The 26,006-nt window shown below is 55.2% G+C and carries 29 protein-coding genes; 9 read left to right on the forward strand and 20 right to left on the reverse strand.

The annotated features are described in order from the left end of the window. Positions 1-77: 77 nt before the first annotated feature. Positions 78-1,502 carry a sensor histidine kinase gene (locus AC01ZF_RS14990; protein WP_428112683.1) on the reverse strand — a complete coding sequence of 475 codons (1,425 nt, stop codon included), beginning with the start codon at positions 1,500-1,502 and terminating at the stop codon, positions 78-80. 116 nt (positions 1,503-1,618) lie between these two features. Here AC01ZF_RS14990 and AC01ZF_RS14995 point away from each other — a divergent pair, with 116 nt between their 5' ends. The 4 genes from AC01ZF_RS14995 (at position 1,619) to AC01ZF_RS15010 (ending at position 3,923) form a co-directional block, all read left to right on the forward strand. Next, on the forward strand, positions 1,619-2,449 hold the full coding sequence (locus AC01ZF_RS14995) for a response regulator transcription factor (RefSeq protein WP_476575470.1): 831 nt from the start codon (positions 1,619-1,621) through the stop codon (positions 2,447-2,449). Positions 2,450-2,521: 72 nt separating this feature from the next. Further along, positions 2,522-2,818 carry a hypothetical protein gene (locus tag AC01ZF_RS15000; RefSeq protein WP_424675422.1) on the forward strand — a complete coding sequence of 99 codons (297 nt, stop codon included), beginning with the start codon at positions 2,522-2,524 and terminating at the stop codon, positions 2,816-2,818. A gap of 3 nt (positions 2,819-2,821) precedes the next feature. Further along, entirely contained in the window at positions 2,822-3,028 is a 207-nt protein-coding gene (locus tag AC01ZF_RS15005) for a hypothetical protein (protein WP_424675421.1), read from the forward strand. A 439-nt stretch (positions 3,029-3,467) separates the two neighbouring features. After that, positions 3,468-3,923 carry a SufE family protein gene (locus AC01ZF_RS15010; protein ID WP_424675420.1) on the forward strand — a complete coding sequence of 152 codons (456 nt, stop codon included), beginning with the start codon at positions 3,468-3,470 and terminating at the stop codon, positions 3,921-3,923. Here the strand turns inward: AC01ZF_RS15010 and AC01ZF_RS15015 are convergent. Continuing rightward, positions 3,920-4,120, reverse strand: a complete 201-nt coding sequence (locus AC01ZF_RS15015) for a hypothetical protein (protein ID WP_424675419.1) — start codon at positions 4,118-4,120, stop codon at positions 3,920-3,922. The two genes, AC01ZF_RS15010 and AC01ZF_RS15015, sit on opposite strands and share 4 nt — an antisense overlap. 202 nt (positions 4,121-4,322) lie before the next feature. Here AC01ZF_RS15015 and AC01ZF_RS15020 point away from each other — a divergent pair, with 202 nt between their 5' ends. Further along, positions 4,323-5,792, forward strand: coding sequence for an aldehyde dehydrogenase family protein (locus AC01ZF_RS15020; RefSeq protein WP_428112686.1), 1,470 nt, complete (start codon positions 4,323-4,325; stop codon positions 5,790-5,792). A gap of 135 nt (positions 5,793-5,927) precedes the next feature. Then, positions 5,928-6,860, forward strand: coding sequence for an MBL fold metallo-hydrolase (locus tag AC01ZF_RS15025; RefSeq protein ID WP_428112688.1), 933 nt, complete (start codon positions 5,928-5,930; stop codon positions 6,858-6,860). 166 nt (positions 6,861-7,026) lie between these two features. On the opposite strand, the gene AC01ZF_RS15030 is transcribed toward AC01ZF_RS15025, so the two are convergent. From AC01ZF_RS15030 to AC01ZF_RS15055, 6 genes are all read right to left on the reverse strand, one after another. Then, on the reverse strand, positions 7,027-8,217 hold the full coding sequence (locus tag AC01ZF_RS15030) for a M20 metallopeptidase family protein (protein ID WP_424675416.1): 1,191 nt from the start codon (positions 8,215-8,217) through the stop codon (positions 7,027-7,029). 48 nt (positions 8,218-8,265) lie between these two features. After that, a complete protein-coding gene (locus tag AC01ZF_RS15035) occupies positions 8,266-9,795 on the reverse strand; it encodes a PAS domain S-box protein (protein ID WP_424675415.1) in 1,530 nt (509 codons plus the stop codon). Positions 9,796-10,012: 217 nt separating this feature from the next. Beyond that, a complete protein-coding gene (locus AC01ZF_RS15040; protein ID WP_424675414.1) occupies positions 10,013-10,726 on the reverse strand; it encodes a zf-HC2 domain-containing protein in 714 nt (237 codons plus the stop codon). A 29-nt stretch (positions 10,727-10,755) separates the two neighbouring features. After that, the gene (locus tag AC01ZF_RS15045) at positions 10,756-11,367 is read right to left on the reverse strand and encodes a sigma-70 family RNA polymerase sigma factor (protein ID WP_476575471.1); all 612 of its coding nucleotides are present in this window, start codon (positions 11,365-11,367) and stop codon (positions 10,756-10,758) included. Between the two features lie 156 nt (positions 11,368-11,523). Then, positions 11,524-12,363, reverse strand: a complete 840-nt coding sequence (locus AC01ZF_RS15050) for a RibD family protein (RefSeq protein ID WP_424675412.1) — start codon at positions 12,361-12,363, stop codon at positions 11,524-11,526. An 11-nt stretch (positions 12,364-12,374) separates the two neighbouring features. After that, entirely contained in the window at positions 12,375-13,049 is a 675-nt protein-coding gene (locus AC01ZF_RS15055) for a phosphatidylserine decarboxylase (protein WP_424675411.1), read from the reverse strand. Between the two features lie 440 nt (positions 13,050-13,489). On the opposite strand from AC01ZF_RS15055, the gene AC01ZF_RS15060 reads away from it, so the two are divergent. Further along, positions 13,490-13,891, forward strand: a complete 402-nt coding sequence (locus AC01ZF_RS15060; protein WP_424675410.1) for a CBS domain-containing protein — start codon at positions 13,490-13,492, stop codon at positions 13,889-13,891. A 38-nt stretch (positions 13,892-13,929) separates the two neighbouring features. Here AC01ZF_RS15060 and AC01ZF_RS15065 read toward each other — a convergent pair whose 3' ends face one another. The 5 genes from AC01ZF_RS15065 to AC01ZF_RS15085 all read right to left on the reverse strand — a co-directional run bounded on the left by AC01ZF_RS15065 (position 13,930) and on the right by AC01ZF_RS15085 (position 18,999). Continuing rightward, positions 13,930-15,912 carry a hypothetical protein gene (locus tag AC01ZF_RS15065; protein WP_424675409.1) on the reverse strand — a complete coding sequence of 661 codons (1,983 nt, stop codon included), beginning with the start codon at positions 15,910-15,912 and terminating at the stop codon, positions 13,930-13,932. After that, a complete protein-coding gene (locus AC01ZF_RS15070) occupies positions 15,909-16,289 on the reverse strand; it encodes an EamA family transporter (protein WP_424675408.1) in 381 nt (126 codons plus the stop codon). The genes AC01ZF_RS15065 and AC01ZF_RS15070 overlap by 4 nt, the downstream gene beginning before the upstream one ends. A gap of 32 nt (positions 16,290-16,321) precedes the next feature. Further along, positions 16,322-16,936 (reverse strand): class I SAM-dependent methyltransferase, encoded by a 615-nt coding sequence (locus AC01ZF_RS15075; RefSeq protein WP_424675407.1) that lies wholly within the window; start codon positions 16,934-16,936, stop codon positions 16,322-16,324. 44 nt (positions 16,937-16,980) lie between these two features. Continuing rightward, complete coding sequence (locus AC01ZF_RS15080) at positions 16,981-17,757, reverse strand: class I SAM-dependent methyltransferase (protein WP_476575472.1); 777 nt, start codon at positions 17,755-17,757, stop codon at positions 16,981-16,983. A 231-nt stretch (positions 17,758-17,988) separates the two neighbouring features. Continuing rightward, positions 17,989-18,999, reverse strand: a complete 1,011-nt coding sequence (locus tag AC01ZF_RS15085; RefSeq protein WP_424675405.1) for a fumarylacetoacetate hydrolase family protein — start codon at positions 18,997-18,999, stop codon at positions 17,989-17,991. A gap of 217 nt (positions 19,000-19,216) precedes the next feature. Between AC01ZF_RS15085 and AC01ZF_RS15090 the strand changes: the two genes are divergently transcribed. Continuing rightward, positions 19,217-19,882, forward strand: a complete 666-nt coding sequence (locus AC01ZF_RS15090) for a hypothetical protein (RefSeq protein WP_424675404.1) — start codon at positions 19,217-19,219, stop codon at positions 19,880-19,882. Positions 19,883-20,046: 164 nt separating this feature from the next. On the opposite strand, the gene AC01ZF_RS15095 is transcribed toward AC01ZF_RS15090, so the two are convergent. The 4 genes from AC01ZF_RS15095 to AC01ZF_RS15110 all read right to left on the reverse strand — a co-directional run bounded on the left by AC01ZF_RS15095 (position 20,047) and on the right by AC01ZF_RS15110 (position 22,811). Continuing rightward, positions 20,047-20,823, reverse strand: a complete 777-nt coding sequence (locus AC01ZF_RS15095; protein ID WP_424675403.1) for an FHA domain-containing protein — start codon at positions 20,821-20,823, stop codon at positions 20,047-20,049. 127 nt (positions 20,824-20,950) lie between these two features. Then, positions 20,951-21,130 (reverse strand): STAS domain-containing protein, encoded by a 180-nt coding sequence (locus AC01ZF_RS15100; RefSeq protein WP_424675402.1) that lies wholly within the window; start codon positions 21,128-21,130, stop codon positions 20,951-20,953. Continuing rightward, positions 21,099-21,749 (reverse strand): hypothetical protein, encoded by a 651-nt coding sequence (locus AC01ZF_RS15105; protein ID WP_424675401.1) that lies wholly within the window; start codon positions 21,747-21,749, stop codon positions 21,099-21,101. The genes AC01ZF_RS15100 and AC01ZF_RS15105 overlap by 32 nt, the downstream gene beginning before the upstream one ends. A gap of 132 nt (positions 21,750-21,881) precedes the next feature. Continuing rightward, a complete protein-coding gene (locus AC01ZF_RS15110) occupies positions 21,882-22,811 on the reverse strand; it encodes a formyltransferase family protein (protein ID WP_424675400.1) in 930 nt (309 codons plus the stop codon). A gap of 60 nt (positions 22,812-22,871) precedes the next feature. On the opposite strand from AC01ZF_RS15110, the gene AC01ZF_RS15115 reads away from it, so the two are divergent. Further along, entirely contained in the window at positions 22,872-23,174 is a 303-nt protein-coding gene (locus AC01ZF_RS15115; protein WP_424675399.1) for an oxidative damage protection protein, read from the forward strand. On the opposite strand, the gene AC01ZF_RS15120 is transcribed toward AC01ZF_RS15115, so the two are convergent. The 3 genes from AC01ZF_RS15120 to AC01ZF_RS15130 form a co-directional block, all read right to left on the reverse strand. After that, on the reverse strand, positions 23,175-24,422 hold the full coding sequence (locus tag AC01ZF_RS15120) for an ATP-grasp domain-containing protein (RefSeq protein ID WP_424675398.1): 1,248 nt from the start codon (positions 24,420-24,422) through the stop codon (positions 23,175-23,177). A gap of 9 nt (positions 24,423-24,431) precedes the next feature. Further along, positions 24,432-25,817 (reverse strand): CUAEP/CCAEP-tail radical SAM (seleno)protein, encoded by a 1,386-nt coding sequence (locus tag AC01ZF_RS15125; RefSeq protein WP_428112697.1) that lies wholly within the window; start codon positions 25,815-25,817, stop codon positions 24,432-24,434. 3 nt (positions 25,818-25,820) lie between these two features. Beyond that, on the reverse strand, positions 25,821-26,006 hold a 186-nt coding region (locus tag AC01ZF_RS15130; protein WP_476575473.1), incomplete at its 5' end, for a hypothetical protein.

The following is a 26,006-nucleotide window of genomic DNA, read 5'->3' on the forward strand; positions in this document are numbered from 1 at the left end:
GGTGAAGCGATAACAAAAATAAACTGCGAGCATCGTATGACGATGCCTTCCTTACTCAATCCGTCTCGTAGCGATTACTACCCCTGAGCAACTGCCGTTGGTGGCGGTTCCAGTGGTAGCAAAATCGTAAAGGTCGTACCAACGCCGGGTTGACTGTCGACGGTGATTCGTCCGCCGTGCTGTGTAATGATATGTGCGCTAATCGCAAGACCAAGGCCGGTACCGTGGGGTTTGGTGGTGTAAAATGGCTCGAAGAGATGGGGAATGTGCTCAGGATCGATCCCGACACCCGTATCGCTAATCGAGACAGCCAGTGTCATCGGTTTCTCAGATCGGGTAGCGATCAATTCGCTACGCACGGTGAGGGTGCCACCACCGGGCATTGCATCACAGGCGTTCAGAATAATGTTCAAAAACACTTGACGCAACTGATCGGCATGGGCCACGATCGGCGGTAGATCGGACGCTAGCTGGGTATGTATCGTGACGTGGCTATGGCGTAGATGAGTTGTCACTAATTCGAGCGTCTCGCGCAGCAGCGCATTGATGTTCGCATTGGTCAGTTCACCGCGTGAAGGACGGTAGAAATCGCGCATGCGGGTAATGATGCGTGCGATACGGCTCAGCTCTTGTTGCGCAATCGTTAGAAAGGTACGTTGTGGTGCGTCGGGGGGCAAATCTTGCTCAACCAGATACAGGCTATTGCGGGCTGCGTAGAGGGGATTGTTGATCTCGTGGGCCACTGAAGCGGACAATTCACCAACCGCAGCCAGCTTGGCACTTTGTAGCAGTTGTGCTTGAGCTGCATTAAGGCGAGCTTCAGCTTCGGCGCGCAGCGATTGGGTGAGGGCTAAATCGTGCTGCAACGCGGCAGCACGCTGACGCTGTTGGATTTCATCGATCGCAATGACGGTCAGATCGGCGAGTGCCTGTACAAATGGCAGATCACGCGGGTGATACAGATGCGAGAGTTGCTCGCTGCATACAATCAGCACTCCCATCCGTTGCCGTTCAATTCGCAACGGGGCTAACAAGACGCTCTGCGGCCATTGACGACTGTCACGTACCAACGTCGCCTCAGGTTGCTGCTGATGCAAGAGATACTCCAACTCCGGCCCGTTGAGCAGTAAGGCGCGAGGTACTTTAGCCCCCATCTCGGCCAAGATCGAAACGGGAAGCGATGGGCTATGTTCGGGCACCGAGACCCGTAGTTGCAGCCGCTCTTCCGGTTCGTGCTCGAACAAATAGATATAAGTCGTCGCTGTTCCCGGAAATAACTCTATGGCTCGTTGTGCGACGATCGTGACAATCGTATCAGTATCGTGGGTGATCAAAAGCGCAGCCGATACCGACAACAGTACTTCTAGTCGTCGGTTCAGATCACGGGTGTGTTGCATATGTAATGCGACCTCTCTTTCGAGAGCGGCAATGCGACTGTGGGCTGTCTGCAATTCTCGTTCGAGTTTGGCAATATGTGCAATTGCATCATCGCGCTCGATCATAGCGTTTCACTCCCCTCTAGGGACTGCACCACACGCGCCGTTGACCACACTGCTTGCTCATGCTATGATAAACCAATAATAATCCCAACTATAGTCGCAATTCAGACGGAGTGCAAATGACTATGACCAACCAGCCACGAGTGTTGGTAGTCGATGATGAGCAGAATATTCGCCTAACCCTCAATGCCTTGCTGAGCCGGGCCGGCTATGCGGTGACGACAGCAGCGACCGGCGAAGAGGCTGTTGCGCTATTTGAGCGTGAATCATTTGATCTCATGCTGGTCGATTTACAGATGCCCGGTATGAAAGGGATGGAAGTGGTAGTGAAGGTCCGTGAAGCCGGTCACGATACGATAATTATCGTCTTAACCGGTCACGGTTCGCTCGATTCGGCCGTTGAAGGTATTCGCTATGGTATTTTTGATTATCTCTTAAAGACCAGCGATCCGAACCAAATTTTAGCCCGTGTCGCGGCAGGACTTGAAGAACGGGCTGCTCGCCGGCGCCAAAGCGACTTGCTTGGTACGATTGGGGCCGCAGTGCAAGAGTTGACTGGTGGAAAGGTGACGGTGACACCACCGGTATCGGCACCGCCGACCGCAACCCCACCTTCGTCGCCAAACCCACCTGAACCAACCGGGCGTATCTTGACGATTGGTCCGCTCACCCTCGATACGTGGCATCAGACAGCAACACTTAATGGTCGTTCGCTCAATCTCACCCCGACCGAGTTTCGGCTGTTGCTTTGTCTGGCCGAACACGCTGGACAAATGCTATCGTATACGCAGTTGGTACGATGTGCGCAAGGTTACGAGACGACCGATCTCGAGGCAGGAGAGTTGATCAAGCCACATATTCACCATTTACGGCAAAAGATTGAGCCGGAGCCGAGCGCACCTCGTTATTTGCTTAATGTCCGCGGGAAGGGGTACATTCTGCAAATTTAACGGCTGCTTGACCTTGTCTGTCGCAGTGTTTTCCTCTGTGGCTCAGGTCTTGTAGGTGTCAGGGATATCGTCATGGCTGACGAGTGGCTCTATTTCGATGAGGTGAATGCGAGCTGTGGTGAGTATGCCTACAAGCCACTCGTTATTGTCGAGTTAGCGCACTTCATTGTCGGTGAACGAACATCGTTCGACCAAATCGATCCGAACGCCGAACAAGGTGCTGCACTGCGTGAATGCCATGTAGTCAATACGAGCGTTGCGTTTCAGCCTAGCGAAGGGATCGCTTCGAGCAATTTCGCTCAGGCCGACTGGGGTGTGATCGTTCTGGCAACCGTTGATGCAGCCCGCCCCCTGCGTAAGGTTAAGTAAGCCGTGCATTGGGCGAACGACACGGTCGCTCTGCATGACCACGAGGGTTTTGGCGCGCAAGGCTATCGCCCCGGCGAAAGCAAAGGGCGTTTCTACTCCGACGAGGTGCTGATCAGCGATCTTGCCCCTGCTCAAGCGGCGTTACACCAACATAAGCTTTGTGCTCGCAAGCCGACTTGGTGGCGCGAGGAGGAGCCATCGCCGCCATGATTGCGTCGCCAGCCTGCAGAGCTGGCGTTACTGGCCGTTTGGCAGTTGATCCATGGCTGAAGTTCTCTAACCGATGGTATGATGATCGTAGATAGATCAGAAACCCTAGAGGCTAGCGAGCTTGAAAACGCTATCCGTAGTGCTACAGCGAAAGTTGCATTGTATGTTGCCAATGCCGCGGTAATGGGCGACCGCAATGTGTTGTGGTGGGCCAAATGCTACCACAGACACGCCATGCTCTGCTGCCAAAATGTTCTCCGGCTCGACGGTAACCGTGAGGCGCCGGTGCCGATGTGGAAGGGTCGGGAGGGGTGTTTGACGCTGGCAGTAGTCTATTCGAGATGCGTCAGGCCAACGTTGCCACCGCTATCGGGTGTCGAACGCGGGTCCTTGGTACATTGATTGGCTTTCTGCAACGATGATAAGGTGAGGAGTAAGTATGAACGACCAGACCTTCATCCCGCCGCGCTTAGCCGAGATAGCGGCTGAATTCAGTGCAGCGAGTCGGGAAGAAAAATTAGAACTTTTGCTTGAATTCTCAGAGCAATTACCGCCATTACCCCCAGAATTGCGTGACCATCGCGGCCTGGAGCAAGTTCATGAATGCATGTCACCGGTATTTGTGATTGCACAGCGCCACGGTGAGCAGATTGAATACTACATCGATGTACCACCAGAAGCACCGACGATCCGCGGGTTTGCCGCGATTTTGCGTCAAGGGATGAATGGTCTAACGCCGGAACAGGCACTCGCCGTGTCGAGTGCATTCATTCAACAGATGGGGTTACATCAAGTGCTTAGTCCGCAGCGGCTAAATGGGATTAACGCGCTGCTGGTGTACATGAAACGACAGGCGTTGCGTCTGCTCGAAGGGGAACAAGTGGAAACAATTTAGACGCGCGCGTTGCGCAGCACCTGGGCAATAGTATTGAAGACAACCGCCGGTCGGCGACCATCGGCAATACCAAGCCGGTAGAGTAAAGCGCGCCGGTATACGTGTGGTGAGTTGTGGGCCAACCGACACCGCCGCCGGTGGCTGCTACAAACCGGTGAAGTGGTTGATGAGGTTGATGGAAAAAGTCGTATGATCATTTGAAGTCTCCATCATTTGTGCTATTACTCACAATCTTACTATAGAAGCGACATAAGGCTTCGTCAAGATGAAAAACCTTGACATTTGCTCGACAAAAGGTTGCACTATAGTGAACAACGTCATATTGTCGCGTGTGATCTTCGCAACGTTCACGATGGTCTAGTCCGTTGTTGTATCACAAAGACACTTGAAGGAGGTTTTATGCCGGCAATGCTCATTAACGGTCAATGGCGGGCAGCAGCGCAGGGTGACGTATTCCCGGTACACAACCCGGCGACCGAAGAGATAATCGACTATGTGCCGCGAGCCACTGCTGCTGATGCTGAACAGGCAATGATTGCCGCCGAACAGGCATTTCGTGAGTGGCGACGAACGACAGCTCACGACAAAGCGCATGCGCTCCACGAAATTGCCCACAAAATGCGCGCGCATGCCGAAGAGCTGGCAACGCTGTTGACCCTTGAAGGCGGCAAGCCGCTCGTTGAGAACCGTGATGAGATTGGCTGGTGTGCAGCTTGTTTCGACTACTATGCCGAATTGCAGCGCAATACGCGCGGGCGTGTTATCCCCTCCGTCGAACCGACCCAACTGGCAATGGTGCTGAAAGAGCCGTATGGGGTCGTAGCGGCGATTGTACCTTGGAACTATCCGCTGTTGCTGATGTCGTGGAAAGTAGCACCAGCGTTGGCAGCCGGCAATACGGTTGTGCTTAAACCGAGTGAAATGACACCACTGGCAACGTTACGCTTTGCCGAGCTATGCTGTGACCACTTACCACCCGGTGTTCTTAATATCATTACCGGCTTTGGTGACGTCGGACGGGAATTGGTGGTCAGCCCTCGCACGCAGATGATCGCCTTCACCGGCAGCTTCGCGACCGGGCGCGAGATTGCCCGGCTCGCCGCCGAGCGGGTGAAGAAGACGCATCTTGAGTTGGGTGGTAAAGACGCCTTTATCGTCGCTGAAGATGCCGATCTCGATGTGGCTGTGCCCGGCGTCGCATGGGCGGCGTTGCTCAATGCCGGTCAGGTTTGTACCAGCACCGAGCGAGTGTATGTCCACGAGTCGATTGCGCGTCCCTTCACCGAGCGGTTGGTCGAGTTTGTACGGTCATTGCGGTTGGGGCCGGGCATGGATCCCGATACCGATATTGGTCCACTCATTGGTGAAAAGTATCGCGCTAAAGTTGAGGATCACGTCGAAGAGGCACGGGCACGCGGTGCAACCATCTTGACCGGTGGTCGCCGTCCGCCACAGTTTACCCGCGGCTTTTTCTACGAACCGACGGTACTAACCAACGTCGATCACAGCTTCCGCATTATGCGTGAAGAGACATTTGGCCCGACAATCCCGATTATGACCTACCAAACCTTCGATGAAGCAATCGAGCTGGTTAACGATTGTGATTATGGGTTAGGGGCCAATCTCTATACAAATGATCCGCGTAAGGTCAAGCAGTACTATGAAGAGGTAAAGGCCGGTACCTGTTGGGTGAACGATCCGCTTACCGATAATGATGCTGGCCCGTTTGGTGGTATGAAGTTCAGTGGTGGTGCGCGTGAGTTGGGCGAAGAGGGGTTAGAAGAGTTTTTAGAGACCAAGCACGTCCATTGGGATTTCACCATGGCATACAAACCGTGGTGGTATCCGTATGGCCGCAAATCGTCGTAGATCGCGAGAAGTCATACCTGTGGGCGTCGCACAGGCGTGCGGCGCCTGAAAATCGGGGATTCGCCACCAAATGTTGATATGTATATAATACAAAAACGTTGTCATTTGCTGCCAGAAAGGTGTGCGTAAAACCGTATGGAAGTCTATCCTACCCCGTCCGATATTTCCCTGATCGATGTCTACCATCTTGGGCGTGCCCACGTGATCGGTACGTTTCTGCTCCTTGGTGATGCGCCGGCACTGATTGATCCGGGGCCGGCCAGTACTTTACCCGCCCTGAAGGCCGGTCTCGATGCCCACGGACTATCGGTGGCCGATCTACGCGCAGTAGTACTCACCCATATTCACCTCGACCATGCCGGAGCAACCGGATTGTTGGCGGTGGAAAATCCGCATTTGGTAGTACACGTGCATGAGCGTGGAGCGCCGCACCTGATCGATCCGTCTCGCTTGCTGAACAGTGCTAGCCTATTGTACGGTGATCGGATGGCGCAGCTCTGGGGTGATGTGCGTCCCGTCGCGCCGGAACGCATCCGTGTGTATACCGGCGGTGAAACATTACGGCTCAATGGTCATACCTTGCGCGCCTTTGATGCTCCCGGTCATGCCAAGCATCATCTGGTATGGTTTGATGAGGCAAACGGGGCTGCCTTTGTGGGTGATAATACCGGCGTGCGTTTGCCCGGTGTGCGGATGACCCGCCCGGCTACCCCACCGCCCGATGTCGACCTCGAAGCTTGGGGGCGCACACACGATCTGATCGAGCAACTGCATCCGCAATGGCTGTGTCTCACCCATTTCGGCGCGTATGATGATGTTGCCTTTCACTTAGCCGATGCACGGTTACGGTTGCGCCAGTGGGCCGAGATTGTACGGCAGAGTCTACTTGCCGGCCATGATGAAGCGACCGGAGTTGCCACCCTCGAAGCAGCACTGGCAAGTGAAGTAGCCACCCTTTCGCTGGTCGAGCAAGCAGCGATCATCCAGCAGACCGGTCCGCTTACGCTCAGTTGGCGCGGCTTAGCACGCTATTGGCAAAAACTAGGGGTATCAGGAGTACGTTCATAACGCGCCATGGGTGCGCATACGTGCAACGGATTGCCACGGCTCCAATCCTCCAATTCCCTCCGTCGCATCCGCGTCCTCTGGCGAAAGACGGGCGAGGCAGCACCTCGCCCCTACCCCATTGCCGTCCCTGATCCGTCGCATCCGCGTCCTCTCCCACTATATTTCCCTACAACTTCACCTCACCGCGCAAGAAACGCAATGCCGTTTCGGCCAAGATAGCAGTACCGATCGGTAATGCCCGCTCGTCGATATCGAAGATGGGTGTATGGTGAGCACGTACTATACCGTCGTCAATCGCAGCACCGAGCATCAACATCGCGCCAGGCGCTTGCTGGGTCATGTAGGCAAAATCTTCCGCGCCCATACCGGTGCGCGAGCGATCAATTGCGTTAGGTCCAAGGAACTCACCGGCGACCTGACTCATCCACTCAGCCACCCGTTCGTCGTTCCAGCCAGCAGGATAGCCACGGGTGATCTTCACTTCAGCGCTACCACCGAACGCTTCGGCTACGGCAAACGCACGCTCAACCTCTTTGGCGAGTTTCGCCCGTACCTCTTCGCTAAAACTACGCAGTGTTCCCTGCACGAAAATCTCACTAGGAATAACATTTGAAGCATGACCACCACGCACCGTCCCCACGCTGAGGATCGCCGGCTCCATCGGATTGATCAAGCGCGAGCGAATGCCAAACAGGGCGTTCAGCACATGCGACAGCATAAAGACCGGATCGGTGCCGAGGTGTGGGTACGCCCCGTGACCACCTGTTCCGCGAATATACCCTTTAAAATCATCAACGGCCGCCGACGACCAACCACCGCGAATCGTGACTTGTCCAACGGGCAGGGTTGAATCGACGTGCAGCGCAATGACGGCATCGACCCCTTGCAATGCGCCTTCTTCAACCATACGGAGGCCACCGCTCTTCGCCTCATCGTCCCATCCTTCTTCAGAAGGTTGAAAGAGAAAACGCACACGCCCACGCAAATGTTCGGCGGCAAAACGCTCGCGCAAGAGATGGGCAGCGCCGAGCAGCATCGCCGTATGCGAGTCGTGACCACAAGCATGCATCACGCCGGGGTTCGTTGAGGCATACTCCACGTTGTTCTCTTCCAGAATGGGCAGCGCATCCATATCGGCCCGGATCGCGATGACCGGCCCATCGCCATCACCGAGTTCACCGATCACACCGGTCTTGGCCACGCCGGTGGTAATCTTGATCCCTCCGATCTCTTGCAACGTCTCAACGACAAGTGCAGCGGTACGGTGCTCTTGAAAACCAAGTTCAGGATGGGCGTGAATATCGCGACGGATGCGGATAAGCTCATCGGCGAGTGCCCGAGCGCGTTCAAGCAGCATACAAACTCTCCTGTATTCTTTTCAACCTAACAAAACATCGGCTAAGGGTTATGCCACGCGCGATGGTCGCGTTTGTCCATCATCGCGGTGTTTGAGAGCGTAGAGAATACCGTCTTGCAGCGTTGCCAACGTGCGGATATGGCTCAGATCCAATCCCAAGCCGACAATCGTTTGCGCAACTTCAGGTCGAATGCCGGTGAGCAACACTTCTGCGCCGAGCAAGCGGACCGCTTGGGCTGAACGGAGCAATGTATTGGCGACTTGGGTATCTACGACCGGCACACCGGTGACATCAAGAATCACGATCTGCGCGTTGGTTGTGCTCACACCATCGAGTAGAGTTTCGATCACCTGTTGAGCACGTATGCTGTCGATACTACCAATGAGCGGCATCGCAATAACGCCTTTGCTAATCGGTACAATCGGTGTACTCAACTCGCGCAGGGCCGCTTGTTGGGCTACGATGATCCGTTCATTGAGGGCCTGCCGTTCTTCGGCAGCTTGTCGTTCGGCAGTAACATCGGTCACGAAACCTTCAATAGCCAACAGTTGACCGTTATCATCATAGACCCCTGATCCGCGCTCCCATACCCAACGGATGTTCCCGTCGGCGCGGACGATCCGATACGTGATTTCGTATTGGCGTTGTTGGGCTAGCGCGGTCCTGATGCTATCTCTAACCGGTCCCCGATCTTCTGGTACGATCAGATCGACATAACGACGGCACGGCGGTGATTGATCGGTGGTTTGAAAATCAGAGGCTGGATAGCCGCTGATCTCGGCGACACCCTCACTAAGAAACTCTGGTACCCAACCGGCAGGTGTGTAGCGTAGCCGATACGCGATACCGGGTAAGTTGCGAACTAAACTGGTCAGACGGCGCTGGCTCTCCCGTAACGCTTCCTCAGCACGGATCTGATCGGTAATGTCTTCGGTCTGCGATAACCAACCGGCGACGCGGCCATCAGGGTAGTAGAGCACCGCGTTATACCACTGACAGATAATGATACGGCCATCTTTGGTGATGTTTTCGTTCCGACTATTTTTGGCTTGCCCGTTGAGGAGAGCCTTTACCACATCTTCAACGTGCTCGCGGGCAATGTTGGGTACAAGCAGTTCAATTGCATTTTTGCCGATGGCCTCCTTCGCGCTCCAGCCGAAGATCCGTTCGGCCGCAGGGTTCCAGCGCGTAATGATTCCGTGTTCATTTGCTTCGAGGGTGGCTAACGGTGAGGTGATGAAACTCTGCTCGAGCCGTTGGTTGAGCATATGCTCCTGGTGAAGGAGCTCCTCTTCCTCTTGAATCAGCGTCCGCTGTGCTTCAGCCACAATATCTGCAATAGGGCCGGCTGCGGTCGGTATATCGTTCAACAGTTCGGTTGCCTGCCGACGAATCCTATCGAGTTGATTGAAACGGCTGATGATCGATCCATCTTGTTTGATTGCAACCAACAGATGTGAGGGGTTATCGGTACTAAGTGCATCGGCCAAAGCAATCAGGACTGGCCGTTCAGCAAGGGGAAGATCGACACAGCGGGTACGTAGTGTATCGGCAATGAAGAGTTTGGTGGTATTCATACGATCGGAACCCTATGACCGTAACGTCAAAATATTTGTGACTTAGTATACCATAGAGGTAAAAAAGATGATTCATCAATAATTATGTTGCTCGCTACGGTGCTATGTGCCGATGACGTAGAAAAAAGCCGGTTTTGCGCAAGCGGTAAAACTGCGAACGGTGAGGGAGAGCCTCACCGTTCCTGTGGTTTATTAGCCAAGCAAATCATCAGACCGGCTATTCAGCATTGCGTTTGATCAGCCACACTCCGGCAGCGATCAGCAGTAAGACGGCTAAGCCGATCACAACCGGTAACGGTGGTGGACTGGGTGGAGTCGCTGTTGCCGGACGTTGTTCTTCGGCCTCGGGTGGTAGACCGGCATTACCTCCGCCCCCGGCAAGTGGTGGCCTCACCGCCGGTATGCCGCTTTCTGGGGTCATTTGGACGGTCATCGTCATGGGTTCGTGTTCTGTTGAGTCGGCCTCGCGAGTCGTTGCCTCGTCTTTCAGATTGGCACCTGGCCGACTCGTCTCGGCTGACGACATCGCCATTGCCGGTTCACTCGCCGGTTCGGTTTGCATGACCGCGACCGTCGCTGATGAATCTTGAATGCCACTACGCAGTATCTGCCATCCGAACAGAATGACCAGCACGAGGGCAACCAATCCACCGAACGGTTGCCACCAGTTGACCAGGTTGAACCGCCGTTGACGTACTCCGGCCATTTCTGGGGTCAGCGTGAATGAACGTGGTGGTGTGAGCCATGGTTGCTCGCGCAAGAGATCGCGGGTTGCCTGCAATTCCTCTAGTTCACGGCGCAGACGTGACTCATGTGCCAACCGCTGCTCGAGAGCAGTCCGTTCGGCCTCCGTCAGCTCACCATCTATGTATGCCGAGAGCAATACTAAATCGCGTTCTGGTAGTTCTGTAGAAGAGGGTTGCCGTGTCATTGATTTCTCATCTGGGTATTAGCCGGGTATCATCTTGATGCACCCGTCTCATCATCTAGACGGAATTTTGACGGTAAGTGTTCCCCGGCTCGCAAAATATCACGCAATTTGGCACGTGCCCGGCTTAACCGTGATTTGACCGTACCTAACTGGACGCCGGTAACGCGGGCGATCTCTTCGTAGGCCAAGCCTTGGATATCGCTCAAAATAATCACAATTCGCTGGTCATCGGGTAATTCGGCCAGCGCACGTTGGATGGCTGCTCCCAGTTCTTGCCGTACCATGGTGTCATCGAGACTTTCGCCCGGATCAGGAAACTCACCCCGATGCCCATCCTCTTCATCATGCTCGCGATCGAGTGAGACAACCGGTCGTCGCTTTCGCGCCCGCAGGACATCGTAGCAAGCATTTGTTGCAATCCGTAACAACCAATCCTTAAATGTACCACCGCGGAAGCTTCGGAGGTTGCGAAAAGCGGCGATAAACGCATCTTGGGTGGCATCAGCCGCTGCATCAGCATCGCCAAGCATCCGGTAGCAGAGATTGTAGATGCGCGTCTCGTACAAGCGCACGAGTTGGTTAAACGCATCGAGGTCGCCCGTCTGCGCCGATTGGATCAGTCGTTGTTCTTCGTCTGCCATGTAATCGCTCTTTCCCCGTGCCTACCCGGCCTTATTATATAGTGTTTCGCCGAATAGCCATAGAGCGACTGCGTCTCTGTTTGCCAGGGGAATGGTGACACGAACTGCTCACTAACCGACGAGCACCTATTGTGCTCCCAATGTGAATGACGCCACCTATCCGTCAGTTGGAAAGACGATGCGAGCTCGTTGGAAGAGAACATCATCTACGCGGCGCAGACTAATCAGGCGAAGACGGGGCGGGTGTTGTGGCGCAAAGGCGACACCTTCGACCAAACCGGGCCGGGGTGGTGTCGGTGGAGCAGGATTGCCGACAATGATCGGGCTGATGGTCAGAAAGACTTCATCGATGAGCTGGTGGACGAGCAGCGAGCCGTAGGTACGTCCGCCACCTTCACTGAGCAAGGTACGGATACCGTACTGTTGACGGAGGGTGGTCATGGCAGCGGTGAGATCGAGTTGACCATCGGCGCCGACCAAGCAGGTAAGATGTGGATGACGGCTACGTGCGCGTTCTGCCCCTTGCGCAGTGGTGATGAGAAACAGGTCACGTGGCGAGGTAAGGGCAGTTGCTGCCGGCACATCACCACTTGCCGAGAGAATGACTAATGCCGGCAATGGTGGGCGTTCTTCGGCGGTGCGGAGCTGGGTAAATGCCGGCCAATCGATCAATTCGCCTGGTACCCACCGATGGCGACGAGCAGCACGTAGGGTCGCAGTACCAACCAAAATTGCATCGGCGCGTGCTCGGATCACTTCCATCAACCAGTGATCGTGGCGATGGTTACGGCTGATCGCATTTCCGCCGTTCCATCCCGGTTGGTTGAAGGCGATCCGACAATCGTGTGAAACCACAAAGTTCGTCCATATTACAGGACGCCGGTCGGGAATAGTCGGTAGTCGCCAATCGCCACGGTAAAGCGTGCGGATCGAGAAGGGCAAGCCGGGACCTGGGTTTGGATCTTCTTCAAATAAAAGGGTGAAGGGTGCGATCATGGTCGCCGATCTCAGACTACCACCGCACCCAACCGGCTTTCTCCGGCGAACATACGTTCACCAGGCGCAACAAGCGGATCAAGCACATCGCGTTGAATGTAGAGATCAACCTGGCCGCCAAAACGCACGCTGGCAATTCGGGTGCCGGGGGTAAGTGTCGCACCCTGTGTCGTCTCGCAACGTAACCAGCGCCCTAGGGGTGCTGCGATAATTGCCAACAGCACCGGCCCCCAGGCTGTCTCGATCCCGATATACAGACGTTGATTACGTTCGGGTGCTTGCGGATCGCGTAGTGGTCGATATTCACCGTCGATATGCTCAAGGTACGCAACCCGACCGGCAACCGGCGAACGACAGATAGGTACGTCAAGCAGACCGATGATGGTGGTTATGCGAAGGCAGTCGCTATGTACAAAGCGATGTTCATACACTTCGCGCACGCCTTGGAGCCGGCCATCGGCAATAGCAAAGATGGTACGTGGTTCGTCGGGTGGGATACGGCGTGGATTGCGAAAGAGTGCCGCTGCCACTGCGGTAAGTGCTAATGTGGCCGGGGCAAGCCGGGGACGCAACCCAAGGGCAAGACCGGTAAGACCTAGACCAATACCGACTACGGCGGTTGCTTCGGCATCGAAACCGGGGAGCGCGACAGGGCGCTGATTGGTTGTCGGCTCTAACTCTGGCATATCCTCACCCGACAGCGTATGCGAAGTTTTGCTGATAGTGTAATCTGATTCTAGCATGAATGGGAACGTGGTGCAAATGCGAGGTAGTACGCGCGTGCATACGAAGTAACGAGAAATTAAATACCGAACGATCTGCCAATTCGTTTACAGCAGATGATAGGTACGATGCACAAAAGGGATCGTAAACGTCATTTGCGAAACCGAACGATGCACCATCTTGGTTTTTGTGTAGCATAAAAGATCCCTCACGGCCTACCTATTGGCTCTCGGCGGATCATCAGTGGTGTGTGCGCATCCGTGGGCGACTATTCGGTTGTGACTCGACCTTCTATCATTAACTTACACTGGCCCAATTGCATATTGACGCGATGTGTCAGATTGAGTACACTATCACAATCATAGCGTTGAAACCGAATACTGTGTCGTGAAAGGAATGTCCTATGGAGCGAACGGTTGGCGAGGTGATGCACGTCGGTGTATTGACTTGCAAGCGCGAGACTCCCATTCAAGATGTTGCCCGTCAGATGTCAGAGCAAGATGTGAGTGCGCTGGTCGTTGTTGATGATGAGGGGTACATGGTTGGCTTGGTGTCGCGCACCGATCTAGTCAATGCACGTCTGTACGAGCAGTATTGGAAGCATTGGCGCGGCTTAACCGCCGGCCATATCATGATTACCGATGTGGTTTCGGTAACACCCAAAGACACGCTCCAGCATGCCAGTCGCCTCATGATGGAGCGACGCATCCATCGGGTCGTAGTGGTTGAACCGGGTGAGAAGGGGCTTCGCCCAATTGGGGTGCTTTCGGTGACAGATGTGGTGCGTGATATTGCCAATGAGTAACTGCAACGCTGGCGGGGCGGTGTTTTGATTCGTCCCGCCTAATGTAGGTAATCGCGGATTTGTCCGATCCACAACGTGAGTCCTTGTCCCCAGATTGCTACGAGCCAAGCCACTACCATAACCTTCCCTAACCTACCCTGTTCCGCAATGCGGTCAAAGGCAATGCCCGCCGTGATGCAGAGGGCCGGGTAGAGGAAGAGTGCCCAACGAATCCCTTGATCGGCTATCAGCAAGAGCGCAAGGCTGCTGAGAGTGCTCCCCCACCATGCGCCGAGCAGCCAGCGGAGACTGCTGACCGTCGGGGTTGTGGCGCGCCACAGGAGCCAGCATCCGACCAGATTGGCAAGCGCTAATCCTACTGGAATCGGCAAGCTACGCCGTTGAGGTGGTTGAAGCCCAAGCAAGGCGCCGGTTGTGTCGGTGATAATCTGGAGCAGTGGTTGCCCGCCATTCGCCCCCTGGCTACTTCGATTGATGACCAATTCAAGGTACGGTGGGGCGGTGTACATAATCATCAGGGCCAGTGCTAACCCACCGGCAGCAGCAACGAAGAGGCGCAACGGCGAGACGATGGTTGACGGCTGTCGCCATGCCAGTAGCCACGCCCAGCCAATGAGGGTACCAAAACTCAGGGTAAGGCCAGAATGTGTCATTAGGCCGGCGGCGATTGCTAATGTTAGGCCAACCAGTGCGCGTCGATCGCTGCTTGGCGCTGCTGCTCCTGCACTGAGACCGATCAGGGCCGGTATGAGCAAGGCTTGACCACCTACATTGGCCAATTCACCAATAGATATTGCCTCGAGCGCTTGGGTTGCCACGATGTAGCCAGAAGCGCTGAGTAGCGCTGTACGCTGTTCAAAACCTGCTTGCCTAACCAACCACCAAATCACCAGACAAAACAGACTATCAAGCACTGCCGCTATCACCGTAACCAGCAGTCGTCGGCTAGCAAAATCATCGTTCAGGAGGAGTTGAAATGGTAACGCGATCAGATAAAATCCGGCCGGATATGGGGCGAGGCCACCTCCCGCTTCAGCAGGCAGTCCGGCGGTGAGGAGGACATGACCAATACCAAGGCGTAACAGATTGTTGGCATGAAAACCGACATCACTACTAATGGCGTGTGGATGGAGTAAGCCGGTGAGACGCACAATCACGGCGATAAGGGTGAGCGAGATGGCTTGCCGCCACGCCAGTTGATGTGGCCGGCGCAGCGTTACGATCGCACTGATGGACGTCGCGAGGATGGTCAGCGTAGTGAGGATCGGCATAAGCAGCGCGAATGCCGGTCGTACCAAGCCAATGGCGAAGAGCGCCGCCCCACCTCCGATCGCCAATGCAGTCATGCTCCAGCGTGCCGGCAGACCGACCGTTCCCCCCCACACCAATATTGCTACCAACCATAGCCCAAGCCAACCGAGTTGACCCCAGTCTGGTGGGCGCCAGCCATTGACCGGTTGCACGTGTACTGCGTACAACACAAATCCCAACACACGCGGATCGGTGGCAACCCGTAGCGGTTCGCTCCGCAACGTCAGGTGAACTGCACCATCGGACGGGACGAGGACGGTATAGCGACGAGGAGCAGTTGCCGGAAGTATCAGTTCAAGCGGCGGCCACGTGCCGGCTTGCCAGTGCGTAGCAGTCGGAGCACCATCAGGTCGTCCTCCCTGGGCGCGTACCGTGATCAACCAGTGTCCGCCCCCAAGACCGGGCACGTGGATCACACTTTCCGGTTGGGTCCAGCGGTAGGGGTTGTCGGCACCGGGCAAAGTCCACCACTCCACCGTCGTAGGTGCAGCCGGCTCCGCTGCGTGGACCATCTGTAAAAACGGGGCATCATCTTCACGCCGGTGGCTCGTTGGATCACCGCCGACCGCCAAATGGACTGAGGTCGGTATCTGATACGCCAACCCACAGCCGATCATGATTAGCGTGAGTAATCCCACCATAATCGGCCACGTCTGGCGATATGCTGAACAGATAACGGCTAACAGTGACATAGGTCGGGTGAGTGTCACGATTTTCCGCTACCCCACGTAATCACGATCACCCCGATCACGATGATTAATGCCCCCACGAGCCGCATCCACGAAATTGATTCATTGAGTAGCAGGCGTGACGGAATGAGGATAATCACATAATTCAACGCCAACAGTGGGTAGGCAAACGAGAGATCAACTCGTGAAATCACACCAAGCCAAAAGATGGCACCGCCAAATACGAGTACAAAGCCGAGCACAACACGCCAGTCGGTGAAGGTTGCCCAAAGAATCCGTGGATCGAGCGAAAACGCTCCTACCCGCTCGGTGACGTGGTTGATCCCTATCTTGAGCAACACCTCACCGGTGACGGTCAAAGCACTTGCCGTCAGCAACAAGGTGAGAACTAGCAGCATAGTTCGTACATTGGGTGAATGAGCAAACAACTTCATGATGGTCGCCGGCGCAACACAAAGACTGCGTAATCGCAAATACCCGAACGGAGATGATAGTTTCGCACAATATCAAACCCATCACCGAATATTGCCTGATAGTCGGACTCGAACCGAATATACCCACCACGATCGAGGGCATGCATCAGATGACCAAGAGGGTTTTCATTCGCCGGCGGCGGCGTATCCTCCATTACGAGTATCGTGGCTCCCGGACGCATCACCCGATAGACTTCGTGCATGACTGTGCGAGCCGTTGCATCGGGCAAATGGTGTAATACGCCCAGAATGAGACCGGCATCAAACGTCTGGTCGGCAAATGGTAGTGCTTCGCCGTTTGCTGCCAGATAATGGCCGGGCCGGTGTCGAACGGCAAAGCGCAAGTAGGTAAGCGAAGGATCAATGCCAACGTAGCGACGTGCCGGAAAATCGCCGGCAAATTCGCCGGTACCACATCCGAGATCGAGAAACCAGCGTTGATCACCTCGCCATGGCCGTAATTCGCGGGCGATTGCCATATGCTCGCCGGTAAAACCGGCTTCCACCAGCCAGCGCAGTCGATTCCAAAGGGTTGGAGTCGTACTTAAGCGGTCAAGAACAGGGTTGAGCATGCGTAGTGTCCACCGTGTATTTGCAATGGTTGTATCCAGACGACCTATTTATGTTCTTGGCCGGATCCATCACTGCGATGATGGTCGATCTGGGCTAGGGCCACGATTGATAATCCAAACGGTAATCTGCCGCCATGCGCAAGATATGCCGCTTCAAGCTGCATCGGTAAGCGAAGTGCGGCGTTGATTGGAGGCGAAGGTAATGCCATCGCCGATTCGCTGGTATTGGCCGGCAACACGCGCTCGAACAAGCGGATGGCTGCCGAGAGTGGGAAGAGGATGGTCAGTGCGTAGGTCAACTGTTCGATGACAAAGCCATTCGCTTGTAATAATCGGGTCACTTCACCGGCCGTATACCGATGACGGGTATGTACTTGGCGGTCATGATGCGAACGTAACCACTCATACGCCGGTAACCTGAGGAGCAGCCGGCCATTGGGACGTAATACGCGCCGTACTTCAGCCAACGCTTGCCGCTCGTCAATGACCGCACGATGGTACAACACATCGAATGATGTGACAAGGTCGAAGCTCTGGTCGGCGAAAGGTAAGTGCAATACTGAGCCACGCACTAATCGTCCCGGAATCCGTTCCCGCGCCAGTGCAATCGCCGCTACCGCCAGATCGAGTCCGACAACGGTACCGTAGCGTTGGAGAAAGAGTGCATCGCCGCCGGTACCACAACCGGCATCGAGAATGCGGAGGTCGCGTCTACCGGCAAAAACGCGATTGAGCAAAGCGGCATTGATCGCTCGCATCCCGCCGTACCACCAATGTTGCAGCTCGACTGCTGCCATTGTTGTGTATTCGTTTGGTTCCATACGTGAGGTGATTGCACGGCGATGTCGTTCCCGACAGCCGCTCCCTTCTGGAGATGTACTTGTTCGCCGGTAACCCTACGTTCGTTACCACCGCGCGGACTATACCAGATGGCGGGCAAGCTGGCAAGTAACTATCCTTATCGCTACTGTGCTCATAGCGTGTTTGCACCTGTTTTTACGCCGAATCTACGCTAATCGCCATCGTCTGGTATTCGCTGTGATCATCGTGTGTCAAAACAGCTCATCCGTCTGCCCGATCGGTGAGCGTAGGCGACCGAGTTCATGACACTCAACCACGATCTCGTCACCGGCGCGCAGCCATGGGCCTTCATCACCGTAGTGATCGAGAAGACAACCACCGGTCGCGACTCCACTGATCAATACCTCACCCGGGTAGAGGGTTGTATCGCGGCTCGCGAATGCAATCAGTTCACCAAATGAAAACCGCATGAGAGCGGTGTTACACTGCCCAATCTCACGCCCATTCAGCAACAGTCGAAGGGTCAACATCAGCCGACCATCGTCGTCGCGGTAGCATTCTACTTCATCAGGTGTTACCAGCCATGGTCCCAATGAGGTACCAACATCACGCGGACGTAGAGCAGCTTGCACCGGATCGCGGATAGTCCACGCATTGACGAGAACATACCCGGCGATGTAGGCATCAGCTTCATCGGGAGGAATATCACGACCGACCTGCCCGATCACGCACCCTAGTGCCATTCCGCAATCAAGTGGGCCGCTCATCGGTAATGGGATAGGATTGTCGGGGCCATAGATCGCGGTGTGATTAGCAAAGCGGAATGCCGGCCAGCGTTGGTCACCTACCCAATAGCCGGCTGCTCGGCGTAGGGCAGTCGTTGGCTCATCGACAAGCGTATCAAATTCACGCAGCGACAGCGCCTGTGGTAATGGGGCAACAAGGCGTACTTGAGTCGCCGGCAACACCAATGCCGTCTCGCCAATGGTTAGACCGGCCTGCCACGCAAATTCGGTCAGTGGTGCTTCTGCCGGCTCTTCACCAGCCATCACATTCACAACCGCCTGCACAATATCGGTAGCCGTAGCGATAGTAACCTCAGGGTGATCACCACGAAGGAGGGTGAGCATGTCCCAAGGTGCTGCGGCTGTTTCTTCACTCACCAGTGCTGCTGCCGCCGCTAGATCGATAATTGCCTCACCGAGCAAAACGCCGGTGCGGGCTGTAGTTTCTGCAGGCGGAATGAAACTTACCAGTCGCACGGATGTCTCCCGTTTTCAATATAAGTGCAACAATGACGCCGATAGACGGGGTGCCGTCCTATTATACTCTTTGCAGTCTGCTGCACAGTAAGGTGTATCTGAGTCTATCTCCATAGCGGTGATATTTCCTCTAGGCAAGATGTAACTGGTATGCTAATATATTGCATATAGACAATTCTTGTATATCACAATAAAAACGATGTGGAGTACTTGCTTTATGGAGTATGAACTGACGAAACAACGCACCCTTAGCCGTCTTGATCAGTATATTGTGCTCTACTGGCTGATTTCGTTAGTCATCGGCATCCCACTCCTCGGTGATTGGCTCCGTAGTTGGAATGTGCCGGTTACTCTCAGCAATCCCTTGTTTGTCGCCTTTCTGCTCATCAGTTTTGCGTTCAGTCAAGTGTTATATGTCATGGTCGCCCGCCATGATGGTCGTCCATTTTTGGTAGGGCCGACGGTAATCTTTAGTATTGGCAATGGTGTGATCGAGACCTTTGCGTTTGCGACCGTCTATCGGATCGGGGCGTGGATCGGTGATGGGCTGGCAGCGCAATTTTGGCCTAGTCTGGTTGGTTCACTCGGTTTTGCGGTTGGATTTACCGCGTTTGTGATTTATGGCGGTGTTATCCATGGGATGTTTTGGTTGCAACAACTCCCACCCCATCTCGATGACACGCCACGGTCAATGCGGATACGCAAACTGCGACCTCTTGCTGAGATGGCGCTTGTGTTGGGCTGGAGCCTCTGTTTGTATTTATATCAGGATATTTGGACGGTCATTTTTATCCATATTTTGGTCGATCTTGGTTTGATGTTGCGAGTACGACCACCGGTCTTTCTCGGTGCAAGCCGACGCTCTGATCAGGCGCTTGATTAGTGTTGTGTACGGACTAGGTTTGATGCCCGTTGTATAGATGCTGCCGGCGACGGTTAGTGTGCGCGCACCGCCGATGGAGAAGCCGCAACCGGGTGGAGGTTAGTAGTTCCATCCGTGTTGGAGTTACATCTAATACAAAACCACATTCGAGGAAGCGGTTAATGTTACGGCATCTCTACGGGTATGCGGTTCAGACGGAGGCGAACTGTTGCTCCTAACCAAATATCTTCATGAGCGACATATGTAGGTGTATGGGGTCGTAGCCGTTGTCGTACTGGTCCACTGAACACGCCCGCCGGACTGGCGAGATCGACAATCTGCGCTGTCTGCTCACTCAAAATAATCTGCGCGTGACGTGGCGCGATGTCCGCTGCGATCACGATCAGGTGGCAAGCCGGATCACTGCCGACAGTGAGTAAACTGGCGGCGAGCGTGATTGTCCGTTCACCTTCTTCATCACAAATCTGGGCTTGCCAGCGTGCAGTGGTGGGTACCACTGAGGGTTGGCGAGGTGCTGCACGCGGCATTCTGAGTAGCCGAAGGCTGAGCCATCCAGTAACGGTGATACCAATGATGACAAGGCCGCTGAGCCATTGTACAGATCCCGCTGCAACGATCAGCGCGGCTTGTTGACCACACCCGTATACCGTTGCTGAAGCCGGTAGTGAGCCGGTAAATTGTACCCGCCAGCGATGGTGGCCCGAGGCAGTAATTGTTTGTGGATGCTGCGGTGGTGCCGTCTCTGTCCAAACGCGGATGTCGTGCGGTGAATAGTGGCAACCGACCAACAGCGCCCATGCAACCGGTGAGATTCGTTCAACACCGAGAATGAAAGGAAGGGGCGATGCAGATGGTACCGACGGCGGGAACATGGCAGCGGTGAGAGTCGGCCAGCTTACCAGTAGTACCAGCAGACATAAGACAAGGTTACGGTGACCCATAACGCTCTCCTCAATACGGGTAGTGCTCTCTTCATGTACACCGTATGAGGAGCGTAAAAGTTGCGCGATGACGCAATAGTTGTTAGTCGTTCATTCGTTGGTGGTGGGCATCAAGCGCAGCGCGATGTTATTGCAAGGATAGGCGAATCAGAACGTCTTGTGGTGAGCGTGCCGTATTGAATGTGGGAATGCCGGCAACATCGATCACCACCAGCTTGATGCGACGCGAACTAACAACTTCGAGCAGTCGTTGCGTTAGTTTCGACGTGCGTTCACTATCGATGTGGCCGACGATCGGTGCGAGCATCACATCTTGACCAATCTCGACAGTTGGCGTCTCGAGTGATTGCACGAGATCGCGTGGGGGCGAGGCATGCCTCGCCCCTGTGTTGCGCATTGAGGCGGGCGCGTGCGGCTTCGGCTGTAGCCTGATGCGCCAATCGTTCTAACCGCTGCACAAGTATGTTAAACGGTACGATGATCAGTAGTGCGATTGCGGGGTAGAGGAAGATTGAGCCGGCCCATTCTTCAATCGAATCTTGTACGGTTACAACGTCGGTGAACGCCAAACCGACGTTACCGGAGATGTAGAGCGCTGCTGCAATGACCAATGTGATGAACGAGATCGCTAAGGTGATGATCCCACCACGGAGGCCAAAATAGCCTAGCGCCAGTACGATGACACCAATCCAGAGTAAGCGACCACTACCGACTAACCCAAAGAAGATGAGCAGAAAGGTGGAGCTTGCACCGAGGACGCTCAGCATAAGGATCGCCCGTATGTTCAGGCTAAGTTGCCGAAGGGCTGCTGCACCAACAACAAGCCCGTAAGTGAGCGCGTAAACGGTAATGTACGGCCAGGCACGATGACCCAGGGTGAGGTAATCTGACCACGATCCGATGATTAGTGCTAACCCACCAAACACAGCGAGGACCTATAAGAGGTTATTGAGAATCTGTAGGCGCCATTGGGTGATGAGGCTGGTCGCATTCATTGATTGGTCAGTGGACGATGGTTGAGACACGCTAATCACTCCAAAAATTGATTACATCTGCAATTATAACATTGCTACAACGGATGGTGCCTCGGCCTGAGAGATTGGTAAACAGACGAGGATACCATCACGGAGTTGCAGCATGATCTGGTTACCGTGTACCATCACAGGAACCGCGAGTTGTTCACCGACACGATAATCGATCGCGTCGCCAATCGTAGCCGTCTGACCATTGGCAGCAACGTAGGTGAAAGGTTGCCCCCATTCGGCAATGGCACGCACGAAAGCGTAAGCTTGCACTACCGACCATGCCGTAGTGAAGTGTAAATCGGTGGCTTGTGGCGCTGGGTAGGTGCTACCGCCGGTAGCTTGCGGTTGCGGCTGCCACGTCGATGTTGCCAGATCGGTTAGTACGGCCGGGAGTAAGTGTGCCGCGCGTTGTCCGGCCACCGTCTCGATCACACTCAGTCGTTCGCCGAAAGGAAGATCAAACCATGCTTGACGCACAATTGGGCCGTGGTCAAAGGCTGCATCCATCAGATGCCACGTGATCGCAGTACGCTGCCAACCCAACCGCAAGGCCCAAAAGAGTGGTTCTGGCCCGCGCAGTTCTGGCAACGGAGAGGGGTGCATATTGAGAAAACCTAGCCGTGGTATCGTGAGCAGTGGTGGACGAATGCGCCACGGCCAGCACACGACGACGGCTAGATCAACCCGTTGTTGCTCCAATTGTGCGGCTAATGCGGTCATACCGTCACGGCTGACGGCGAAGCGAGGGACGTTAGCTTGTGCTGCGCGTGAACATAGCGTGATCGGTGTTACGATCTCTTGACGGGGAATTGGCGATGTCGGCGGCAGGATGGTAAGCGCCGGCATACCCGGTGGCGCCGGATGAACCAAGCCCACAATTTCTACCGGCAGCTTGGTGAGCCTGTGCCATACTGTCCATGCTAATGGCCCTGGTATAGCAAAAAAGACAATTCGCATGCTCATGCTTTTCTTTCAGGTATAATGGAATAGATACCGCCGATTGAAAAAGTGAAAGAAGAGCCTATGCCTCGTATGGTACATTGTGTGAAGCTTGGTCGCGAACTACCCGGTCTTGAACGCCCACCCTTCCCCGGCCCACTCGGTCAGCGGATTTACGAGCAGGTCTCGGCGCAGGCATGGCAGATGTGGCCGCAACAGGCGACACTGATCATTAATCATTACGGTCTTAGCTTGGGCGATCCAAATGCGCAGCAGATTCTGATGAAGGCCATGGAAGAATTCTTCTTCGGCGAACATGCGCAGGTGCCTGAAGGGTGGACGCCACCAACCGCTGCCCCGGCCAAGGGTGGACCACGCCGTAAGTAATTACATCCGTGCTTCGGTCAATTCAATTGACGGCACGATTGTAAACTGCAATTGGGCGTGGGCCGTGCGCAACGCTGCTTCGACCGTTGTCGGATCAGGGCCATGGGCAAAGATAAAACCGAGATAACTATCGCCCTCCGGCAGCGGCGTCAAGGGGTAGTGGAGTGGGGCGGTGATCTCTACCGCCTCAATTCCGGGAATTGCTTGCGCTGCTTCAATACCGGTAACTCCGCGCAAGATGCCGGCTTGTGGGATGGGGATCATCATCACACCCCCCGCCTGACTGGCTCGGCTGAGTGACTCGATTGGCAAGCCAATCGCTTGGCGCAAGATCAACTCTTCGAGCGATGCGTCGATGCCAAAGCGCAAGGTGCGCGAACATAAGCCGCCGATACTGCGATTAGCCAGCTCGATCATCCATGGCCCGCGCTCGTTGATGCGTAATTCGGCATGCAGCGGCCCCTGTTCGAGACCGACAGCCTGTGCCGCTGCTGCCGTTACCGCACAAATCGCCGCCTGGATCTCTGTTGGTAACCGCGATGGTGTAACGTAGATCGTCTCCTCAAAGAATGGCCCGTCAAGCGGATCGGGTTTGTCGAAGAGAGCCAAAACCTGCACTTGCCCACGGTTGATCAAGCCTTCCAGGGCTACCTCAAAGCCCGGGATAAACTCTTCGACCAAAAACTGGTGGGGTTGCGGACCTTCAATGCGGTCGAGTAATGCGGCTAAGCGCCGCACGGCAGCATAAAACTGATCAGGGTTATCGGCCCGCATCACTCCACGACTACCGTTAAGCCGCAGCGGTTTCACAACGCATGGGAAGGAAACAGATTGGGCTACTGTCGTGAGATCATCGGCAGTGGTACAGAGGCGAAACGTGGGTGACGGTACACCGGCGCGGGCAAAGAGTTGTCGCATCAGATGCTTGTCACGGGCTGCGGCCGCCGCTTCAGGTCGGTTGAACGGTAGCCCAAGTTCGGTACAGGCGATGGCCGCTAATTCGACCCCACTGTCATCGACCGGGATAATTGCGGTCAGCGGTTGCACGGTGTGGAGGTCGCGAATTGCACGCAGTGCTGCCGATTGGTCGGTAAAGTCGATGGGCAACCGGCCTGGTCGTGGGCGGGCGAGCGCTGCCGGCGTATCCTCAGCAATCGTTGTGTATGCACCGATGCGCTCGGCGGCGGCGAGGAATGCAGGCAACCGATACGACGAAGGGGTTGTAAGCAACAGCAGGTGCGGATGCATACCAGGCCTCTACAAGAAACTGGCAATTGATTGGTGGCTGACCGGTTCGGCACAACAGTACCACGGCTCGCTGAGGTATGGACCAGGTGGCAGCGGTGGAATCGTGGCGGGACGTGGCCCTGGTCCGAGGACCTGATCGCACAGATCGAGGAGGTGACGGTAGAAATCGCCGCGTGCAGCTCCGTACTGCTCACTACGCTGCGCAAGATTCAGCACTGCCTGCTGCAATGCATCCATTGCTGGATCGGGATGTTGCCACGGATAAACCAGCGCTGTAGGATCGAACGGTTCGACGATGGCCCGCACTTCCGGCAAGGTCAACAACCGTGACCCAGCGGGAATGAGCAGACGCAAACCGTACTGCACCGGAGCGACGCTCTCGATCAGGCCTAGATCGGCGATGCCCAGTAACAGATCGCGATAGACTTGGCGCGTTGTCCATGGCGTAAACGCCACAAACGTTGCGTTCAGGGCAATATCGTTCGCCCGCAGCAAAGCGATAGCTTGGGCAATATCGGCGCGGGTGTGGCGTTTATCAAAACGGTCAAGGATCGTGTCATCGAGCGATTCAAGCGCACTCACCACCAGCACACAACCTGTCGCACGCAATTCAGGCAACAAATGAGCGTAGCGCAGAATATGTTCAACCTTAATCGTAACGTCGTAGGTCAGGTCGGGAAACTCGGTATGCATCGCCCGCACAATTGGCAAGATATGACCAGGTCCATTGAGAAAATCGGGATCGCCGAACGTGATATGGCGAGCACCGGCAGCTACCTGAGCGCGAATATCGGCCAAAACCGTCTCACGTGGGACAACGCGGAACCGACCATTGTAAATCGGCACGACCGGGCAGTGCCGGCAGAGATGTTTACAACCGCGCGTTGTTTCGGTATAGCCGGCAAGTCGCGCCTCGCCGTTCATGATCAGTTTAGCGTAGCGGTTGAGCGGTGGTAAGTCACTACGGTCGGGAGGGATTAGATCGAGTCGATTGAGCACAATCGCGTTGCCCGTGGGTGGCCGTTCACCGGCAGAGAGCCGTTGCCAGATCGACGTTAGCAGCTCTTCCACTTCACCACCCAAACAGCAATCAGCGCCGGCATCACGTAGGATTGCCGCATTGAGCGGTGCATACAAGCCGTAACAGACGATAAATGCTTGCGGTGTAGCGGCCCGTAGGCGTGGTAACAGTGACAATGCCAAGCGAGTCGCGGTATGCATCGGTACTGAGATCGCGATCAGTCCGGCATCGGCGACTTGCTCCGAGGTCAACGGTGTGAGGCTAGCATCAATACACGTCACATGCGCCCCGGCTCGTCGTAGCCATGCTGCCGGCGAGGCTAAGCTGAGTGGTTGATGACCGAGTTCGTAGGTCGAGATAAGTAAGACGTTCATGTTCTATATTGTACCCCAAAGCGGTTGGACGGTTGCGGTTATTGCAAAGACGCGACGTGGGTCAAGCAGGGGGTTGGCGGTGTCCGTTAGGGCGGTTGGGGTGGCATATAACGCAAAGACGCGACGTGGGTCAAGCAGGGGGTTGGCGGTGTCCGTTAGGGCGGTTGGGGTGGCATATAACGCAAAGAC

This window comes from Chloroflexus sp. (genome assembly GCF_056331925.1).

What these genes read in the sequence shown, in the direction of transcription:
- AC01ZF_RS15110 (WP_424675400.1), bottom strand. Translation starts at nt 22,811, where the DNA reads ATGAGCATGCGAATTGTCTTTTTTGCTATACCAGGGCCATTAGCATGG.
- AC01ZF_RS15040 (WP_424675414.1), bottom strand. Translation starts at nt 10,726, where the DNA reads ATGACACGGCAACCCTCTTCTACAGAACTACCAGAACGCGATTTAGTA.
- AC01ZF_RS14990 (WP_428112683.1), bottom strand. Translation starts at nt 1,502, where the DNA reads ATGATCGAGCGCGATGATGCAATTGCACATATTGCCAAACTCGAACGA.
- AC01ZF_RS15055 (WP_424675411.1), bottom strand. Translation starts at nt 13,049, where the DNA reads ATGCCAGAGTTAGAGCCGACAACCAATCAGCGCCCTGTCGCGCTCCCC.
- AC01ZF_RS15000 (WP_424675422.1), top strand. Translation starts at nt 2,522, where the DNA reads ATGGCTGACGAGTGGCTCTATTTCGATGAGGTGAATGCGAGCTGTGGT.
- AC01ZF_RS15125 (WP_428112697.1), bottom strand. Translation starts at nt 25,817, where the DNA reads ATGAACGTCTTACTTATCTCGACCTACGAACTCGGTCATCAACCACTC.
- AC01ZF_RS15095 (WP_424675403.1), bottom strand. Translation starts at nt 20,823, where the DNA reads ATGGGTCACCGTAACCTTGTCTTATGTCTGCTGGTACTACTGGTAAGC.
- AC01ZF_RS15025 (WP_428112688.1), top strand. Translation starts at nt 5,928, where the DNA reads ATGGAAGTCTATCCTACCCCGTCCGATATTTCCCTGATCGATGTCTAC.
- AC01ZF_RS15075 (WP_424675407.1), bottom strand. Translation starts at nt 16,936, where the DNA reads ATGCTCAACCCTGTTCTTGACCGCTTAAGTACGACTCCAACCCTTTGG.
- AC01ZF_RS15015 (WP_424675419.1), bottom strand. Translation starts at nt 4,120, where the DNA reads ATGATCATACGACTTTTTCCATCAACCTCATCAACCACTTCACCGGTT.
- AC01ZF_RS14995 (WP_476575470.1), top strand. Translation starts at nt 1,619, where the DNA reads ATGACTATGACCAACCAGCCACGAGTGTTGGTAGTCGATGATGAGCAG.
- AC01ZF_RS15045 (WP_476575471.1), bottom strand. Translation starts at nt 11,367, where the DNA reads ATGGCAGACGAAGAACAACGACTGATCCAATCGGCGCAGACGGGCGAC.
- AC01ZF_RS15050 (WP_424675412.1), bottom strand. Translation starts at nt 12,363, where the DNA reads ATGATCGCACCCTTCACCCTTTTATTTGAAGAAGATCCAAACCCAGGT.
- AC01ZF_RS15030 (WP_424675416.1), bottom strand. Translation starts at nt 8,217, where the DNA reads ATGCTGCTTGAACGCGCTCGGGCACTCGCCGATGAGCTTATCCGCATC.
- AC01ZF_RS15010 (WP_424675420.1), top strand. Translation starts at nt 3,468, where the DNA reads ATGAACGACCAGACCTTCATCCCGCCGCGCTTAGCCGAGATAGCGGCT.
- AC01ZF_RS15035 (WP_424675415.1), bottom strand. Translation starts at nt 9,795, where the DNA reads ATGAATACCACCAAACTCTTCATTGCCGATACACTACGTACCCGCTGT.
- AC01ZF_RS15090 (WP_424675404.1), top strand. Translation starts at nt 19,217, where the DNA reads ATGGAGTATGAACTGACGAAACAACGCACCCTTAGCCGTCTTGATCAG.
- AC01ZF_RS15115 (WP_424675399.1), top strand. Translation starts at nt 22,872, where the DNA reads ATGCCTCGTATGGTACATTGTGTGAAGCTTGGTCGCGAACTACCCGGT.
- AC01ZF_RS15060 (WP_424675410.1), top strand. Translation starts at nt 13,490, where the DNA reads ATGGAGCGAACGGTTGGCGAGGTGATGCACGTCGGTGTATTGACTTGC.
- AC01ZF_RS15100 (WP_424675402.1), bottom strand. Translation starts at nt 21,130, where the DNA reads ATGCTCGCACCGATCGTCGGCCACATCGATAGTGAACGCACGTCGAAA.
- AC01ZF_RS15020 (WP_428112686.1), top strand. Translation starts at nt 4,323, where the DNA reads ATGCCGGCAATGCTCATTAACGGTCAATGGCGGGCAGCAGCGCAGGGT.
- AC01ZF_RS15080 (WP_476575472.1), bottom strand. Translation starts at nt 17,757, where the DNA reads ATGGAACCAAACGAATACACAACAATGGCAGCAGTCGAGCTGCAACAT.
- AC01ZF_RS15070 (WP_424675408.1), bottom strand. Translation starts at nt 16,289, where the DNA reads ATGCTGCTAGTTCTCACCTTGTTGCTGACGGCAAGTGCTTTGACCGTC.
- AC01ZF_RS15120 (WP_424675398.1), bottom strand. Translation starts at nt 24,422, where the DNA reads ATGCATCCGCACCTGCTGTTGCTTACAACCCCTTCGTCGTATCGGTTG.